The organism is Mucilaginibacter gracilis (assembly GCF_003633615.1).
GTDB classification, from domain to species: Bacteria; Bacteroidota; Bacteroidia; order Sphingobacteriales; family Sphingobacteriaceae; genus Mucilaginibacter; species Mucilaginibacter gracilis.
In genome coordinates, this window is record NZ_RBKU01000001.1 from 6,335,708 (window position 1) to 6,353,458 (window position 17,751).

General features: G+C 42.9%; 18 protein-coding genes. 11 read left to right on the forward strand and 7 right to left on the reverse strand.

The genetic code is table 11. From position 1 onward, the window contains the following. The first annotated feature begins 68 nt into the window (after window positions 1-68). Together accD and BDD43_RS28285 are read left to right on the forward strand one after the other, a co-directional pair. Entirely contained in the window at window positions 69-914 is an 846-nt protein-coding gene (gene accD, locus BDD43_RS28280) for an acetyl-CoA carboxylase, carboxyltransferase subunit beta (RefSeq protein ID WP_121201572.1), read from the forward strand. A gap of 135 nt (window positions 915-1,049) precedes the next feature. Further along, window positions 1,050-1,643 carry a hypothetical protein gene (locus tag BDD43_RS28285; protein ID WP_121201573.1) on the forward strand — a complete coding sequence of 198 codons (594 nt, stop codon included), beginning with the start codon at window positions 1,050-1,052 and terminating at the stop codon, window positions 1,641-1,643. A gap of 130 nt (window positions 1,644-1,773) precedes the next feature. Here the strand turns inward: BDD43_RS28285 and BDD43_RS28290 are convergent, their stop codons facing one another. Together BDD43_RS28290 and BDD43_RS28295 are read right to left on the reverse strand one after the other, a co-directional pair. Then, window positions 1,774-2,424, reverse strand: a complete 651-nt coding sequence (locus BDD43_RS28290; RefSeq protein ID WP_121201574.1) for a hypothetical protein — start codon at window positions 2,422-2,424, stop codon at window positions 1,774-1,776. Between the two features lie 295 nt (window positions 2,425-2,719). Beyond that, complete coding sequence (locus tag BDD43_RS28295; protein ID WP_121201575.1) at window positions 2,720-3,409, reverse strand: CoA transferase subunit A; 690 nt, start codon at window positions 3,407-3,409, stop codon at window positions 2,720-2,722. A 161-nt stretch (window positions 3,410-3,570) separates the two neighbouring features. Between BDD43_RS28295 and BDD43_RS28300 the strand changes: the two genes are divergently transcribed. Next, window positions 3,571-4,128 carry a hypothetical protein gene (locus BDD43_RS28300; protein ID WP_121201576.1) on the forward strand — a complete coding sequence of 186 codons (558 nt, stop codon included), beginning with the start codon at window positions 3,571-3,573 and terminating at the stop codon, window positions 4,126-4,128. A 175-nt stretch (window positions 4,129-4,303) separates the two neighbouring features. On the opposite strand, the gene BDD43_RS28305 is transcribed toward BDD43_RS28300, so the two are convergent. The 4 genes from BDD43_RS28305 to BDD43_RS28320 form a co-directional block, all read right to left on the reverse strand. Further along, window positions 4,304-5,386: an SGNH/GDSL hydrolase family protein gene (locus BDD43_RS28305; RefSeq protein ID WP_121201577.1), complete on the reverse strand. Its 1,083-nt coding sequence runs from the start codon at window positions 5,384-5,386 to the stop codon at window positions 4,304-4,306. A gap of 317 nt (window positions 5,387-5,703) precedes the next feature. After that, the gene (locus BDD43_RS28310; RefSeq protein WP_121201578.1) at window positions 5,704-6,051 is read right to left on the reverse strand and encodes a hypothetical protein; all 348 of its coding nucleotides are present in this window, start codon (window positions 6,049-6,051) and stop codon (window positions 5,704-5,706) included. Between the two features lie 69 nt (window positions 6,052-6,120). Next, window positions 6,121-8,475 (reverse strand): endonuclease MutS2, encoded by a 2,355-nt coding sequence (locus tag BDD43_RS28315; RefSeq protein WP_121201579.1) that lies wholly within the window; start codon window positions 8,473-8,475, stop codon window positions 6,121-6,123. Then, the gene (locus BDD43_RS28320; RefSeq protein ID WP_162847186.1) at window positions 8,459-9,016 is read right to left on the reverse strand and encodes a DUF4296 domain-containing protein; all 558 of its coding nucleotides are present in this window, start codon (window positions 9,014-9,016) and stop codon (window positions 8,459-8,461) included. Before BDD43_RS28320 ends, BDD43_RS28315 begins: the two co-directional genes overlap by 17 nt. Window positions 9,017-9,056: 40 nt before the next feature. Here BDD43_RS28320 and BDD43_RS28325 point away from each other — a divergent pair, with 40 nt between their 5' ends. From BDD43_RS28325 to BDD43_RS28360, 8 genes are all read left to right on the forward strand, one after another. Continuing rightward, complete coding sequence (locus BDD43_RS28325) at window positions 9,057-9,746, forward strand: YggS family pyridoxal phosphate-dependent enzyme (RefSeq protein ID WP_121201581.1); 690 nt, start codon at window positions 9,057-9,059, stop codon at window positions 9,744-9,746. Window positions 9,747-9,753: 7 nt separating this feature from the next. After that, window positions 9,754-10,206 (forward strand): GNAT family N-acetyltransferase, encoded by a 453-nt coding sequence (locus BDD43_RS28330; protein WP_121201582.1) that lies wholly within the window; start codon window positions 9,754-9,756, stop codon window positions 10,204-10,206. 13 nt (window positions 10,207-10,219) lie between these two features. Next, window positions 10,220-11,020, forward strand: a complete 801-nt coding sequence (locus BDD43_RS28335; protein ID WP_121201583.1) for an RsiV family protein — start codon at window positions 10,220-10,222, stop codon at window positions 11,018-11,020. Continuing rightward, the gene (locus BDD43_RS28340) at window positions 11,020-12,276 is read left to right on the forward strand and encodes an aspartate kinase (protein WP_121201584.1); all 1,257 of its coding nucleotides are present in this window, start codon (window positions 11,020-11,022) and stop codon (window positions 12,274-12,276) included. The genes BDD43_RS28335 and BDD43_RS28340 overlap by 1 nt, the downstream gene beginning before the upstream one ends. A 79-nt stretch (window positions 12,277-12,355) precedes the next feature. Beyond that, a complete protein-coding gene (locus tag BDD43_RS28345; RefSeq protein ID WP_121201585.1) occupies window positions 12,356-13,216 on the forward strand; it encodes a YitT family protein in 861 nt (286 codons plus the stop codon). Window positions 13,217-13,565: 349 nt separating this feature from the next. Beyond that, window positions 13,566-14,411 carry a LiaF transmembrane domain-containing protein gene (locus tag BDD43_RS28350; RefSeq protein WP_162847187.1) on the forward strand — a complete coding sequence of 282 codons (846 nt, stop codon included), beginning with the start codon at window positions 13,566-13,568 and terminating at the stop codon, window positions 14,409-14,411. Window positions 14,412-14,492: 81 nt separating this feature from the next. Continuing rightward, the gene (locus BDD43_RS28355) at window positions 14,493-15,527 is read left to right on the forward strand and encodes a sensor histidine kinase (protein WP_246001814.1); all 1,035 of its coding nucleotides are present in this window, start codon (window positions 14,493-14,495) and stop codon (window positions 15,525-15,527) included. Then, window positions 15,524-16,270, forward strand: coding sequence for a LytR/AlgR family response regulator transcription factor (locus tag BDD43_RS28360; RefSeq protein ID WP_121201587.1), 747 nt, complete (start codon window positions 15,524-15,526; stop codon window positions 16,268-16,270). The genes BDD43_RS28355 and BDD43_RS28360 overlap by 4 nt, the downstream gene beginning before the upstream one ends. Window positions 16,271-16,470: 200 nt before the next feature. Here the strand turns inward: BDD43_RS28360 and BDD43_RS28365 are convergent, their stop codons facing one another. Continuing rightward, on the reverse strand, window positions 16,471-17,487 hold the full coding sequence (locus BDD43_RS28365) for a fumarylacetoacetate hydrolase family protein (RefSeq protein WP_121201588.1): 1,017 nt from the start codon (window positions 17,485-17,487) through the stop codon (window positions 16,471-16,473). Between the last annotated feature and the right edge of the window lie 264 nt (window positions 17,488-17,751).

A 17,751-nucleotide genomic window follows, 5' to 3' on the forward strand; every position in this document is an offset into this window, starting at 1 on the left:
AATTAACTATTTCCCTATTAACTATTAACTACTATCTTTGTAGCCAATTGAAAGAGAAAGACACAGTAATGGCGTGGTTTAAAAGAGAATCCAAAGGGATTATAACTACTACCGAAGAAAAGAAAGAAGCACCAGACGGAATTTGGAACAAGTGTCCGAACTGTAAAAAGCCGCTTCATTACTCCGAGCAGGTAGAAAATCAATATGTTTGTCACTATTGCAACTATCATTTACGCATAGGCTCCAAAGAGTACTTTTCGGTATTGTTTGATAATAATGAGTTTGAAGAGTTGTTCCCCAATTTAATATCGGGCGATCCTCTGCATTTTGTTGACACCAAAAAATATACCGAACGCCTGGAAGAGAGCATGGAAAAAACCGGCCTTAAGGATGCCATCCGCGCAGCGCATGGTAAAATTAACGGACAAGACCTGGTTGTTGCCTGTATGGATTTTAACTTCATCGGCGGTTCGATGGGTTCGGTTGTGGGCGAAAAAATTGCCCGCTCAATTGATTATTGTATCAAAAACAAAATACCTTTCCTCATGATATCCAAATCGGGCGGTGCCCGCATGATGGAGGCTGCATTCTCGTTAATGCAAATGGCAAAAACATCGGCTAAACTTGCTCTGTTATCACTAGCCAAAATACCTTATATATCACTGTTAACCGACCCTACTACCGGCGGCGTAACGGCATCATACGCCATGCTTGGCGATATTAATATTGCCGAACCTGGCGCACTAATAGGCTTTGCCGGCCCACGTGTTATTAAAGAAACCATTAAGAAAGATTTGCCTAAAGGTTTCCAAACAGCAGAATTTGTGCAGGAACATGGCTTTTTAGACTTTATAGTTGACCGCCGCGAAATGAAGACCCGTTTGGCTGCATTTTTAAAAATGATGAAAAATTGATTTAACTCATCAACCCCATATAACTAAAACCCGGCAACTAACATTGTCGGGTTTTTTGTTGTGGTGCCTTCTACAAACAAAACAATTATATTATTATGCGTTATATTACCATGGTAACATCGTAAATTTGGTACAATGCATATCCGTAAACGTTACATTTTAGTTGTGTTGCTGGTGTTTGTGGCCCTTGGCTGGCTGTTACGCTTAAAAGCGGTTGAAATTGCCGATAACCGACAGTACAATTTTAGTTTGCAACAGCTACGCGGCGTAACCAAACTGGTAATTTGGGAACAAGGCTTTTTGTTAAACAATATTGAGAGCCAGCAGCGTACCTATTTTAAAACCTTTACCAGCAAAGAATCGGTATCTACAACCATTTTTGGGAAGATTGGCTTTCACATCAACCTGGCCGATTCCGTGCATACCATTATTGAGCGCAATAAAGATACCATTTTAGTTAAAGCACCTTTGCAAATAACCTATGTAAGTTTAGATTTGGGCACCTTACAGCAGGTTAAAGAAACATCCATAGACCCGTTTGTTAAGGTGGATAAAAACGAGGTTATCAAACACCTGGACCATAAGGCCCTGGAAAAATACCTTCCCGGCGCAATTGCAAACCTGAGAGATAAGCCCTTAACCAGTCAGCAAAAGCAATTGAGCAGGCTGGTTGGCAAACCAGTTAAAATTATACTAACCAGCATGCCAAAGGCCAGCGACTGGAAATAGAGTAATGCTTACCCATTGTATGCTTTGCCCCTGCCAAATGGTTTACATTGCGTATAGTTGTATTGTGAATACCTTTAAATAAACAAAGGCCCATATATAAGCCTTTGTTTATCATAAATATCAATTAATGTTACAAATTGTAAGCACCATGTTCGCCGCCCGAAGAACCCGAACCTGGCTCATGATCTATCAATCTGCCGCTTGTGCGCCCGTGCGATTGATCGGTAAAGGTTGAGTCAACATCTCCAAGTGTAGCCGCTTTTTCGGGAGCTTCGGTTTCATCGGGGGCTTCCACTTCGGTACCCTCGGTATAATTCACCTCGTTATCTGTGCCTTTTTCAAGCTCATCATCATCGGGGTAATCCAATTCGTTTTCATCGGCCTGGTGTTCTTCGGGTATCTCGTCGGGGTCAGGTCCGTTTTGAACAGAGGATGCAAGGCTACCAAATTTATCATTTTTAACCTCGTGAAGTTCGGCCATAGCCTCATCATTATCCTCAAGGTCCTCTTCATCCAAATCAGTGGTACTCACATTGCCTTCGTCCCATTCATCACCGCCATCGGTATCCAGGTCGCGCCCTTTAATACTATCGTCGCTTAGGTTTTGGTCATCTTCATCGTCGTCAAGGTTATACTCGTGTTTGGGCAGCCTTGAGTCCGAAATACGCGAATCAACAGTCATATCATCATCGCGCATGTCTTCATCACGTTCATGTCTTAATGCATCATTCCTTAACTGGTCGTTTTGATCGTTCCAGGATTCTTGATTTATCGTTGTCATAACTTCTGTTTATTTAAGAGTTTTCCATTCAGGTATTCATACTAATACAAGCATAAATTTTCTTAAATGTTTTGAAATATTTCAGATAAAGAAAATTAGTTTAAAGTCTGGAGTAGTTAGTCTGGAGTCCGAAGTCGTTAATTCTTTGAGATATTGAGCCGCATAGTCGTTAGTCGAGAGTAGTGATTAAGCTATAACAAATCCGAGAGCTTTATTGCTTAGAATCCAGACTAACGACTACAGGCTTACGACGACTTCATACTAAAGACTTTGGGCTAACGACTACAGACTAAAACTACCTCACCGTCCGGTGCTCTATCCGTTTCTCGTAGTCCACACCTTTAAAAATGCGGTGTACGTAAATACCGGGGGTATGTATATTATCCGGATCGAGTTGACCGGCGGGTACCAGTTCTTCAACCTCGGCAATGGTAATTTTACCCGCCATAGCCATAACAGGGTTAAAATTGCGGGCTGTTGAGCGGTATATCAGGTTGCCCATTGTATCGCCCTTCCAGGCCTTTACTATGGCAAAATCGGCATCAAAGGCCATTTCCATTAAATAATCTTTGCCGTTAAAGTTGCGCACCTCTTTGCCTATGGCAACTTCGGTACCAATACCTGCGGGGGTAAAAATGGCGGGCATGCCATAGCCTGCTGCCATACAACGGGTTGCCAGTGTACCTTGCGGGATGAGTTCTACATCCAGTTCGCCACTCAATAGCTGCCGCTCAAATTCGGCATTTTCGCCCACGTACGATGATATCATCTTTTTAACCTGGCGCTGTTTAAGCATCAGGCCAATACCGAAATCATCAACACCGGCATTGTTTGATATGCAGGTAAGCTGCTTTACACCCTTTTTTACCAGGGCCGCTATACAGTTTTCGGGCAAACCGCATAAACCAAAACCACCTAACATCAGTGTCATGCCGTCGGTAATATCGCGGATAGCCTCATCGGCGTTGGAAACAACCTTATTCATATAGTTGCAAATTGGTTATGCGAAATTAACAATACAAACGGAATTGTTACACACCTTTATCAAAGCTTTGTTAACCCTGCCGCCCCGCCAACAAAACTATCCCTCAACTAAAACAATTAATAAAATTAACTATTAGTATAGTATAACATAATTTAAAACCTATGGAATTAAAAGATGAGCAGTTATTGAGCACGCCAAACGATGTTCAACAACAGGATAAAGATACCAAGCCAAATGCATACCGAGTTGATGATGATGGCAATGCCGACGAGGCGAGCCTTAAACGTAACTATATTATTGGCGGCGAAATGAAGGATGCCAATGCCCCCGGTATGGAAGGCGAAGGCACGGGCGGCCAGCAGTTTGGCGGAACCAGCAACCCGCCTACCGGCGACGACCCGGCTAACCCATCGCGAAACGCAGGTTATAGTAACGGCTACTTTGCCCGCACCGAACCTGCACAAGAGCGGCCAGAAAACAACAATTTTAAAAGCCCCGAGCAGCAAGGGCAACCTGACTACAAAGCGCCAACATCATCAACGCCCGACGAGGACGATAAGGCAGAGCAGCAAAGCGAAGGCGAAAAAGATAATACCAACCACCCCGGCAAGGCAGATTATAAAGAGGAAGACCAGCACGGCCCCGACTATGGCTCAAACAGCCCCGAAATACCTGGCCCCAACGAAATGCCCGAACAGCAAAAGGTAGGCGGTGCTTAAACCAACCAACTGTTGTAAAAGAATAACAAAAGAGGAATATCACCCGTGCTGTTTATTCCTCTTTTGTTATTTACATGCAAGGTTCTATCCAATAACTTAATAACTATTATCCCCCCATTTAATCCCCAATAACTTACTAACTAAATAACCCAATAACTAATATTCAATAACTCAATCACCATTTCACAGTATTGGTTATATACTTTATTAAATCATCTGCCATTGCTTGTTGTTCTTCTACACTGGGATGGCCGGGAGTATTTTTATAGGCGAAAAAGTGGGCAGTAATAGCATTATCCTTCATACGGGAAACTGCCTTTTCAACATATCCGCGCCAGGGCAGGCTTTCTTTACAGGCATCCATATCGCCCAGGGCGCATATAATTTGCGCATTAGGGTATTTGCTGCGGATGCTTTGGATAAACTTACGGTAAGTTTCGATAATAAACTCCTGCGATGGTTGCTGATCGCCAAAGCGGGCCTTAAATTGCGGTCTATCTGCCTGCCTCATCATACTGGCATCGTTTTGAAACAGGTTAACCACTACCACATCGGGCGCATATTTCGCAAAATCCCATCGGCTGTTAGGGTCGTTAGGGTCAAGCCGGTCGTAAAGCTCGGGCATCGTCATGTCGGTATAACCCACCGTAATGCCTATGCCGCTTTTGCTGATGCAGGAGTATTGCGCATCAAAATGCCTTGCTGTTAAGGCAGCATAAGTAATGTAGTTGTTTTTATAAGGCGGCAAATACGAGTTGTTACCACCGTCAAAATCTTCAACCCCATAGCCCGAGGTTATCGAATCGCCATAAAACTCAATCTTTCGTTTCTTGGCTGGCGGTAATGGCAACAATTCGGCACCATCATTAAACTGAAAACCGTAAAACAGCGTGGTACCATCGGCCCACTCGGTGCGTTTAAATATCATTAAAGTATGCGGCCCTTTAGCCAAACCTTTAGCCAGTTGGTAGGTGCGCTTTTGGGCATCGGGGTGCAACACAATTACCTTACCATCAATAATAATGTTGAAATAATTATCGCCACGCTCATCCTTTAAGGTCACGCTGGCTTCGGTACCCCTAAAATTGATTAGCATATAACTGCCCGACCAAAACACCTTAGCCGCATCAGCCTGGTAAGCAATGCGGCCCATGTAGCCAATATGCTCATCCTTAAAGCCAACAACCTTTTGGGCACTCGCCTGCAAAAAGGCAAAAAGGGCAATAACAATTAATCCGGTTTTATAAAAAGCACGCATTTTCAAATCATTTTAATTTCATCCCGAAGATAGCCCTCACAATTAACAATTGCAACGGCCCAGGACAGTACACGCCGAGGGGGATATTGTAAGAAATAAATTTGTGTTTTTGTTAATTATCAGCTTTTAGTTTCACCTTGTCAGTCATCAAACCATACTTCTATTTATATTCAATCCTTCAGTCATTCAATCCTTCAAAATTGGCAAGGGGGGATATTGTAAGAAATTTTTTAAATCCTTTTACCAAAATTTACAAATGTGAACATCACAAAAACATTCTGCCCATTCTTAAATTCTACAAATTCTGGTTCAGACATCTATAAAACGCCCCATCCAGAACTGCCGCATACATTGCATAAACTATCATCTCCAAAACAACCTTGACATTGAAAACGAAACGACTTGAGACACCACCGACCATCAAAAATAACTTCACCTTTATAAGGACATCCGCTTGCCGCTTCTAAATAAAACTCTACCACATTATCGTTTTTCCGAATCATATCACTTATTGTAAATGGAAAATCGTCATTATTTAAAATATATCTTTTCTCAAAAGATGGGTGTATCATGTCATGTTCAATCAAATAATTTAAAACTTTGAGATTGTCTTTATAATCTTCAAATAACTTGATGAAATTCTCTAATAATTCTGCTGGATCCATATCAAATAATTTGCGTTATTTATCGCTTAACTTAATGACATTGCACTTGTGCCAGCCAGCCCCCCTACCTCACTTCAAATAAACATACGTTATCCCATCTCCACCCCTGTCGGCGTGTTCATCTTCCATGCGGTCAACCTCTTTGTATTTTTTCATATACTCGCGTATCAGTTTGCGTAGTATGCCATCGCCTTTGCCGTGGATAATTTTGAGGGTGCCGAATCCCATCATTATCGCTTTGTCTAAATACTTTTCTATCTCGTAAAGTGCTTCCTCGCCCCGCTTACCACGCACATCAATCTCCGGACTAAAATTGGCTACCGAATCGGTACTGGTATAGCCGCGTCGTATCTCTTTAGGCACCTCGCGTTTGCTCACCTTTTGTACCCGTGTTTTTTTGGCAACCGTGCGCAAGTCGCCAATGGCAATAATGAGGTTATCACGAGCTATTTCCATTACCTGGCCGGTAGTTTCGCTGTCGTTTAGCTTCACCCAATCGCCAATTTTAATTTCGTCTGTAGCCACCACTTTAGGGGCAACGGGCTTAACCGTGTTTTTAACAAGCTCCGCGTTAAGCTTTTCGCGAAGGTCGCGGGTTTTATCTTTATCGGCCTGGTTGCTTTTAATTTCGCTAATAGTATTTTCAACCAGTTTATTGGCATTCAGTATAATGCTTTTAGCTTCCTGTTTGGCTTCGCTTATCAGGGTGCGCCTATTTTCTTCGTAGTAAGTTTTTAGCTTCTCGTTCTCTTCAAGCAGGGCATTAACGCGGCGCTGCTGCTTCTCCAACGCAACTTTCGAATCGTAAAACTCCTTTTTATCGCGTTCCAGGTCAACCAGTAAAGTATCAACCTTTTTTTGGTTAACCCCAATTTTATTGCGGGCCAGGTTAAGTACATTTTGCGGCAAACCAATTTTTTGCGCTATCTCAAACGCGTACGAACTGCCGGGCTTACCCACCTCCAGCATATACAGCGGCCTCATCTCCACGTTATCAAACAGCATACTGGCGTTCTCTAAACCTTCGGCATTGCTGGCAAAAATTTTAAGGTTGCTGTAGTGCGTAGTTACCATACCCCGCACCTTTTTATGGTTTAACGACTCCAGCACCGCTTCGGCTATCGGCCCACCAAATTGCGGGTCGGTCCCTGTGCCAAATTCATCAATCAAAATCAGCGTTTTGCCGTTAGCGTTCTCCACAAAGTGCTTCATTTTTGATAGGTGGGCACTGTAGGTACTCAAATCACTCTCTATCGATTGGTCGTCGCCAATGTCAACAAATATCTGCTTAAACACTCCAACCTCGCTAAACTCCGAAACCGGAATAAGCAAACCAGCCTGCACCATCATTTGCAGCAAGCCAACCGTTTTCATACAGACAGATTTACCACCCGCATTGGGCCCGCTAACCACAATAACTCGGTTACTATCGTCAATTTGTACGTTTAAGGGCACAACCGTTTTATGCTCCTTTTTAAAACTGAGCATCAACAAAGGGTGGCGCGCATTAATCAGCTTTATTCTGGCATCGTTACTCACAATGGGCATGGCGGCGTCTACATCAATGGCAAACAAAGCCTTGGCGCGCACAAAATCAAGCTTGGTGAGTAAACTATGGTATGATAACAACAAGGGCGCGTATGGCCTCAATTCGTCGGTTAAAGCGGTTAGTATTTTAACCACTTCGCGGCGGCGTTCAAATTCAAGGTCGCGTATGCGGTTATTCAACGTAAACACCTCCTCGGGTTCCATATAAACCGTTTGCCCCGAGGCCGATTCATCATGGATAAAGCCCTTTAGCTTACGCTTATTTTCGGCCAGTACGGGTATGCAAAGCCTGCCATCGCGAATGGTTAAACTGCCATCGGCTGTCCATCCGTTGCCGGTTGCAGCTTTAAAAATATGGTCTATTTTGCGGCGGGCCTCCTGCTCGGCCTTGGCAATACCGGCTGTAATATCCATCAGCTCGCGCGATGCATTGGGGCGTATTTTACCCTTTTGGTCAATCACACGGTCAATATGCTTCAGTATTATTTTCTCTATCGGCAGGTGTTCAAACAGCGCTTCTAAATCAGGGTATTGGCCTTCGCGTTCGTTAAAATAGCTAATCACGGCAAACACCGTTGTTAGCGATGCCTGCACCTGGAAAAATTCTTCCTCGCTTAAAAACACACCCTCAATACGGGTTTTGTTGGCCAGGCTCTTAATATCAAAAAAATGATGTATGGGTAGCGGCGCATCATTCTCCAATATATTTTTAAACTCACTGGCCTGGCTTAAAAACTTACGGATGAGGTCGTAATTATACATCACCTGTATCTTATCAACCATTTGCTGGCCCATAACACTCAGGCAATGTGTTTTTATAAGCTCCTTTACTTCGGTAAAGCCAAGCTTATCAACACTGTTAAAGGGGTACAACATGTACTAATCTCTTAGGTTTTTTTAAATTTTGTGGGGCGCGCAGCAAATTAGATCGTTTTTGTAACGAATCAAGCGTCCGCTGCCCCTTCGCCCGCTGCGCCGAATCGAGCTTTAGCCGGGCCTTTGCTGTTTTAATTGAATCGGCAGCGCGTTTAACATTCGCCTTTTTTAGCGAATCCTGGTTCATTTTGGGTTTATGTTTCTGCAACGAATCTATTTTTTTTTGCAGCCTTTCGGTAATACCTGTATATATTTCGCCCAGCAGGTCGGGCCGGGTTGAGTAAAATTTAATACTCTTTTTAAACAGAGTGGTATCCACGTGGTGTACCTTAAAAACAGCCAAATAAAGCCCCATTCCGTGTTTTGAAAGGGTATCCGGCATTTGCGGCAGGTCGTAAAGGCTACCGTCTACAATATGTATATCGGTAAGCAATTCGGCCATATCGTGCTCGGGAATTACGTCCGACGGGATTTTTTTTCCGTCGCTACATGAAGTAAATAAAAATCCAACGCAAAAAAACAAGATCAAATAAAAACGCATTCTGTAATTTAGCAACATTATTGGGTAAAATTACGGATTAATGAGTATTGCAGATAATATTAAAAATTTAAATAGCGAAATTAAGTTAAGCAAAGCCAAACTGGTAGCGGTATCAAAAACCAAACCCGTTGCTGATTTGCAGGAAGCCTACGATGCCGGCCAGCGTATATTTGGCGAAAACCAGGTGCAGGAGCTTGTTGAAAAATACGAGGCATTGCCTAAAGACATTGAGTGGCACCTGATTGGCCACCTGCAAACCAACAAGGTTAAATACATTGCTCCCTTTATCAGCCTTATCGAATCGGTTGATAGTTTGAAGCTTTTGCAGGAAATTAACAAACAGGCGCTCAAAAACAACCGCGTTATTGATTGCCTGCTACAGGTTTACATAGCCGACGAGGAAACTAAGTTTGGTTTAAGTTACGACGAACTGATTGAGCTGCTACGCTCACCCGAATACGCCGAATTAAAAAACATACGCATTACGGGCCTCATGGGCATTGCAACTAATACCGAAGTAGTAAAGCAGATAAACGACGAGTTTCACGAGCTGCGTGTGCTTTTTGATGGCATTAAGTTGAGTTTTTTTCGTAAAGACGATTTTTTTAAAGAACTTTCTATGGGCATGTCGTCCGATTATCAAATTGCCTTGGAGCAGGGTAGCACCCTGATACGCCTGGGCAGCACCATATTTGGCCAAAGGGTAATTAAGCACTTTAAAAACAATTAAACCCGCAATGGAAGTAAAATTAAGATTTGCCAAAATTGGCGATTGTGCCCGTTTGATGGAACTGGTGAATGAACTTGCCGTATTTGAAAAGGCCCCCCACGAAGTTGTAGTAAGCCTGGCCGAATTTAAAGAAGCCGGCTTTGGCCAACAACCTGTTTGGAAAGCCTTTGTTGCCGAAGTTGACGATTATATAGTTGGTTTTGCTTTGTATTACACGCGATACTCAACATGGAAAGGCCGCCGTATTTACCTCGAAGACCTTTTAGTAACCCAAAACATGCGCGGCAAAGGCATTGGCAAACTTTTGTTTGATGCCGTGGTTAAACAAACTAAAGAACTGGGCTATAGCGGCATGGTTTGGCAGGTGTTAGATTGGAACCAACCCGCTATTGATTTTTACAATAAATACCAGGCCGGCTTAGAGGCGGGGTGGCTCAATGCATCGCTACCCATAAATTAAATATTTATCCATCATGAGTAAAAGCAGGTTATTAATTATCGCGGCAGCAGCATTATTTCTTTCGGCTTGTTTTAACAATTCGGCAAAAAAACCGGTGGCAAACATCACTACCGATACCCTTAAATATGCTTACCAGGTTGTAAACGAGCAAGCTGCCAATTGCGGTAATAAGCCCGATACGGCCTGTGCCACCGCAAAAATAAAATATCCGGAGTTTACCAACCAGGATGCTTTAAACGACACCCTTAAATTAAGCATAATTAAGTTGTTTGACGGCGACCCGGATAATAGCCTGCAAACTATGGCCAAAAATTTCATCACCTCTTTTGAGGCATGGAAAAAAGTAAAAAAAACGGCCAAACAAGTATTTAAGCTCAACCTATCGGCCAAAGTTTTAAGGCAGGATTCCAGCCTGGCCGTTGTGCAGATTGATGGCTCAAGCTTTGCCGGTAACAAACACCCCATTGCCCTAACAAAATTTACAAACTGGAACACCAGGGCACAAAAGCCTATAATTTTAGATAGCCTGTTTACCAACCCTGGCAAACAACAATTAACCGCCATTGCCGAAAAAATATTCCGCAAACAAGAAAACCTTAAAGATACCTCATCACTGGCACGCGATTATTTTTTTAAGGGCAACCAATTCTCGCTCACTCATAACTTTGCCATCACACCAATCGGCATCCGCTTTTTTTACAATCTTTACGAAATTAAGCCCTACAACGCGGGAACAACCGATCTCTTTATCCCCTATTCATCAATCAAACAATTACTGCGGCCAAACACCGTAATTAGTCAATATATTAAATAATGCAGGTATTTAAATTTGGAGGCGCATCGGTTAAGGATGCTCCCGGTATCGTTAATCTGTCCGAAATAGTTCGCAATAGCCCCGATAAGCAGTTGCTCATCGTAGTATCGGCAATGGGTAAAACCACTAATGCACTCGAAAAACTAACCCGTGCCTATGTTGAGCAAAACGATGAAATGCACAGCCTTTTTGATGAAATTAAACAATATCACTACGATATTTTACACCAGCTTTTTGAACCTGGCCACCCCATTTTTGACGAAATAGCCAATACCTTTGTGGAAATTGAATGGACCATTGAAGATGAACCGCAAGACGAATTCGACTTTATATACGACCAAATTGTATCCATCGGCGAAATGGTATCAACCCGCATTGTTAACGCCTATCTTAACAAAACAGGCGCTAGCAGCCAATGGCTTGATGTGCGCGGCTATATCCATACCGATAACACCTACCGCGAGGGCAAGGTTGACTGGCCCAAAACCACCAAAAGCATTCAGCATGACGTGCCCGCGCTATTACAAAAAGGCGTGGTAGTAACGCCCGGTTTTTTGGGCGGCACATCCGAAAACTTTACCACAACGCTTGGGCGCGAAGGGTCTGATTATACGGCATCTATCTTCGCAGCTTGCCTTAACGCGCAATCGGTAACCATCTGGAAAGATGTTCCAGGCGTACTCAATGCCGACCCCAAACTTTTTACCGACACCGTAAAATACGACCAGCTATCCTATGCCGAAGCCATCGAGATGACCTATTATGGTGCCAGCGTTATCCACCCCAAAACCATAAAGCCGCTGCAAAATGCAAAGATACCTTTGCTGGTAAAACCATTTATGCATCCTGATGAACCGGGCACCATTATCACAGAAACCGATTTTATTACCTTCAACACGCCTGTAATTATTGTAAAGCAAAACCAGGTTTTGCTATCCATATCCACTAAAGATTATTCCTTTATTTCCGAAGAGCACCTGAGCGATATTTTCGGCCTGTTTGCCAAAACCCACATCAAACTAAACATTATGCAGGCATCGGCAGTAAGCTTCACCGTTTGTTTTGACGATGATACCGAGCGTTTTGAAAAACTAACAACAGCATTAAAACAAAACTTCAGCATTAAATACAACAATCAGCTATCGCTCATCACCGTAAGGCACTATAAAACCGATTTATTGAAACAACTAACAACCGACAAAACCATTTTACTGGAGCAAATTAGCCGCAACACGGTACAAATGGTAGTGAAGTAAAAGTTCTTTAAAGCTCTTTAAAGATTTGTCAACTTTTAAAAAGTTGACAAATCTCTCTCTAAAAAATCAATATTTAAATATGAAAACCCAAACTACCATCCGCGATACCATATTAATTTCATTGGGCATACTATCCGCCGGTATGGGTTTAAAAGGTTTCCTGCTATCCAGCCATTTTATTGATGGTGGCGTTACAGGTATTTCTATGTTACTTTCGGATGTTACCAACCTGCCCATCTCCATCCTTATATTTGTTATCAACGTTCCCTTTTTGTGGCTGGGTTACCGCAAGCTGGGTTTAAACTTTGCTATCAGGAGTACGTTGGCCATTGCCGGGTTATCGGTTTGCCTGGCAGTTATCCAATTCCCCGATGTAACTCATGATAAATTACTCACAGCCGTTTTTGGCGGCTTTTTTATAGGCGTAGGTATTGGCCTGGCCATGCGGGGCGGTGCCGTGCTTGATGGTACCGAAATAGCCGCCCTGCTGGTAAGCAAAAAAACTCAGGTAGCCAAAGTGAGCGATATCATCCTCATCCTAAACGTGGTGATATTTTCGGCAGCCGCGTTTTTGCTGGGGATCGAATCGGCCTTGTACTCTATCCTTACTTATCTGGCCGCCTCAAAAATGATCGATTTTATATTGAACGGCATTGAGCAATACACCGGCGTAACCGTAATATCAACCCATAGCGAAGAAATACGTTTAGCCATTACCGAAAACCTGGGCCGCGGCGTAACCATTTACGAAGGCAAAAGCGGCTACGGAAAAGACGGCCAGATAAACGACGCCCGCGACATTATATTTACCGTAGCTACGCGCTTAGAAATACCATCCTTAAAAAACGAGATACTGAGGATAGACCCTAAAGCTTTCATCGTTCAGCAAAGTATTGACGATACCACCGGCGGCCTTTTAAAACGAAAAGCCTTGCATTAATTGTGCCCTGTAATGGTTAACACTAAAAATAGTTCTCTCTCGGGGCACTGTCGTCATTTGTCTTCATAATCAAAATAAGCAGTTGCACGCAGGGTATAATTGCATGATGGTACCAAATTGCTTGCGAAATAAAGAGTATGGGTTGGTGGAACTGTTAATAATATGTCTATCCATAAAGTTAAAGCTCTAAAATTAGGCATTTAGGTGGTATCATATATTTATCTGAATTTTTTACCGACAAAATAACCACCCTTACCGAAAATTGAAAGCCTATCGCCAACTTTGGTTTGTACAGGTATAAATGTTACCTTACTTTTGGTTCAGTAATATTTTTATACAGACACAACAAATGCAAAACGATATAAAACAACAACCGCAAAGCCGTAACAATGGTAAAGTAATTGCGGGCTTTATACTATTGGTATTGGGCGGTATGCTGCTGCTACAACAACTGGGTAATTACATACTCCCTCACTGGGTATTTTCGTGGGGGTCGCTATTTTTGGCGCTCGGCTTGTATAGTGGCGCCAAACACAATTTCCGTAACCCGCTTTCCTATATTTTAATTGTGTTAGGTACCATCATTTTATTAGATGATATTATCCCCGGCGCAAACCTGCAAAATTTAATAGGGCCTGTTATCATCATCGGCATAGGCATATTGATGATATTAAAACGTAACGAAAAGTGGGTGTACAAGCGGGCAGGCAAACTCAATAAAGACAAATGGGCCGACTCACAAAGCTGGAACGCGCAATTTGATTGGGATAAAAAAGTTAACCCCGACGAGCCGGTAAAAGAACAGCCGTTTACTGATTACAGCGACATTAATTATTCGAAAATAAAAAACGACTATACCGAAGATTACCTTGACGCTACTTCAATTTTTGGCAGCGCCAATAAAACCATCCTATCTAAAAACTTTAAGGGTGGCGAAATCATCAACATATTTGGCGGCGCCGAGGTTGATTTTACCCAGGCCGATATTAATGGCCGCGTAGTAATTGATGTTACCCAGATATTCGGCGGCATTAAACTACTGGTTCCGCCGCACTGGCACGTAACATCGGATATGGTATCCTTGTTTGCCGGTTTTGATGATAAGCGCAAGCAAAAAACCAATGTAGCGAGTGATAAGGTATTGATGATAACGGGCACATCCATTTTTGCAGGTGTTGAAATACGCAGCTATTAATTTAGCTAAAAACAATATTTTATTTACCATAAATCATCGCTTTTAAGTAAAGCCAACCATTCATTCTGTTAAATAGTTACTTTGGCAAATCATTCGGCTATATACTCAAAAATAAGTTTCACACTGGCGGCCTGCGTGCTGGTGTGGGCTGCATTGCAGGCCTATGTTATTTACAGCTTTGGCTTTAACGGGTATATAGCCGCAACAGATGCTGCGGCTAATACGCTACTTTTAACCGCAGCCTGCTGGCTTATTAATAACAACTTGCGTTATTACCAGCCCGGCACCAAAGGCTATATTAACCTGGTGGTGTGGTGTGGTGCGCTATCGGGCCTGTGTATTGGTATTGCAAGGTGGTTGTTGCCCATCATTATTAATGATAAGATTTATAAAGACTTCCTTACCCGGTCGTTAGCCATTCGTTTTTTTATTGATTTGCTTGCCGTTGGGTGCATGGCCATGGTAAGTTTTATATTTTACAGTCAACTGGATCAGAAAAAAACCGAGAAGCGCAAGTTCGATACCGAGCGCCTGGCCCGCGAAGCCGAACTGTATAACCTGCGCCAGCAGTTACAGCCGCACTTTTTGTTTAACAGCTTGAATTCAATAAACGCGCTCATTGGCATCCGCCCGGACGAGGCGCGTAAAATGATACACCAACTGTCGGATTTTTTGCGGGGCACCCTTAAAAAAGACGACCAGGAACCCGTAACCTTAGCCGAAGAGCTGGCGCACCTGCAATTATACCTCGATATTGAAAAAGTACGTTTTGGCCACCGTTTAATAACCGAGATAAGTTGCGATAGCAAAAGCGGCACTACTTTATTACCCGCAATGTTGTTGCAGCCCATTGTAGAAAATAGTATTAAATTTGGATTGTACGACACTATTGAAGCCGTAACTATTAGTATACGTGCCGAGGTTAGCGATAATTACTTAGTTTTGATGGTGCAAAACCCATACGATGCACAAACAACCCGCCCCAGGGCTGGTACAGGTTTTGGTTTAAGCGGTGTACAACGCCGCCTGTACCTGTTGTTTGCCCGTAACGATTTGGTGGAAACACATGCAGAAGACAATTTATATACTACCATTATTAAAATACCCCAGGCATGAAACGAGTTTTAATTATTGACGATGAACCCCTGGCCCGTTTAATTGTAAGGGAGTATTTAATGGAGTTTACGCAGATAGAAGTTTTGCAGGAATGCGGCGATGGCTTTGAGGGTGTAAAGGCCATTAACCAGCACCAGCCCGATTTGATTTTTTTAGATGTGCAAATGCCCAAAATTAACGGCTTTGAGATGCTCGAACTGGTAGAAAACCCACCCGCCGTAATATTTACCACCGCCTTTGACGAATATGCCATTAAAGCCTTTGAAACCCACGCTGTTGATTACCTGTTAAAACCATTTAGCAAAGAGCGTTTTACCAAAGCTGTTGAAAAATGGTTAAGCCAGGCCACACCGGCACAAGCGCAAAAAACCGCCGGTGAGATGCTAAACTCGATAGTATCAGCGTCACCGGCGCAGCATGAGCGTATTGTGGTTAAAACAGGCACCAAAGTAAAAATTATACCCGTACAGGATGTGCAATACCTTGAAGCAGATGACGACTACGTAAGCATCCACACGCAGGAGGGCTCGTTCCTGAAAAATAAAACCATGAGCTTTTTTGAACAAACTTTAGACCCCCGGCAGTTTGTGCGCGTACACCGGTCATACATATTAGCCGTACAACAAATTACCCGTATCGATCCTTACGAAAAAGATGCACATTTAGCCATCTTAAAATCGGGAGCAAAAATACCGGTAAGCAAAACCGGCTACGTTAAACTCAAAGCCGTTTTAGGGATATAAGTTAAGCCTGTATAGAAAGTGTAAAACTGTTTAAGTAAACACCATAAAATTTGCTTAAAAAGCTCTGTGAATCTTTGTGCAAAACCTCGGTACCCTTTGTGGTTAACTTTTACCACAGAGAGAACAGAGAGAGGAACACAAAGGTCACACAGCCAACTCATATTTTTACTGGCTTGTAAATGTACTTTTGATATATCCTATCAACTTTCCAGCACCTCAGTTCCCTTTTTTAAATTCAGGATAGAAAAATTGCTTTTGGCTTTTATAATGGTATTGCTTAAAACGCCCAGGCCGGTAACTTCCATTTCAACAATATCGCCGGGTTGCAGCCATTGCGCCTTGTAATTGGCATCGTTTAATAAGCCCGTACCATTTAGTTCTAAAAAGCATCCGGTACCAACCGTGCCCGATCCTATTACGTCGCCGGGTAATACATCGCAGCCGTAGGCGCAGCGTTCAATAATTTCGGCAAAGGTCCACTCCATATCAGCCATCGAGCCTTTAGATACTTCTATGCCGTTTACCCAGCATTTCATTTTCAGGTTGTACGCATTGCCAGTATGCCCATCCTTAGGCGGTACCCTATATTGTTCCAGCTCATCGGGTGTTACCAGCCAGGGGCCAATTACTGTCGAAAAATCCTTGCCTTTTGCAGGGCCCAGGTTGAGCAGCATTTCTTCCATTTGCAGGGTTCGGGCACTCATATCGTTCATTATCATAAAACCGGCTATGTAGCTATCGGCTTCGGCGGCTGTAATGTTCCGGCCTTTTTTGTTGAGCACAACGGCAACTTCCAGTTCAAAGTCCAGTTTCTCAAAATGGTCGGGCATGCACTCAATATCGCCGGGGCCCTGTATGGCATTATGGTTAGTAAAATAAAACACAGGGTATTGGTCAAACTGGGGTATCATGGGCACCTTGCGGTTGCGCCGTGAGGTTTCAACATGCTGCCTAAAGGCATAAGCATCCCGGCACGATGTTGGGTGCGCAACCGGAGCAGTTATTTCGTAAAAAAACTCCTCCCTTGCCTGCAACCTGCCTGCCCGTATATCCTCGTTAACACGTTTGGCATGTTCCATCAACTCCTCACCTTCAAACAAAAAATCGCGCATGTTATCGGGTATCAGTTTATCGCAGCTATGTAAATTATAAATATGGCCGTTCACAAAAACACCTAAATGCTCTTGTTCCTCTGTTTTGTAGGATACTAACTTCATAAAATTATAATTGGTGTTGGTTACTCAAAGCTATACATTTTAAAAGTATGTACACAAATATCAGTTCAAATTTTAAGTTTGCATTATCAACTTATTCCGCATAACTTTGTTAAACCAATTATGAACTTCAATAAGTATCAATATCTTAAACAAGGGCTCATTTCAACAAATGTGGCTTCGTCGTTCAGATATGCTATGCTTACTAAAATCATTTTCGCCCAATATTCGCTTTAAGTTTTGCTGATGCCCTTAAAGTTTGGCCTT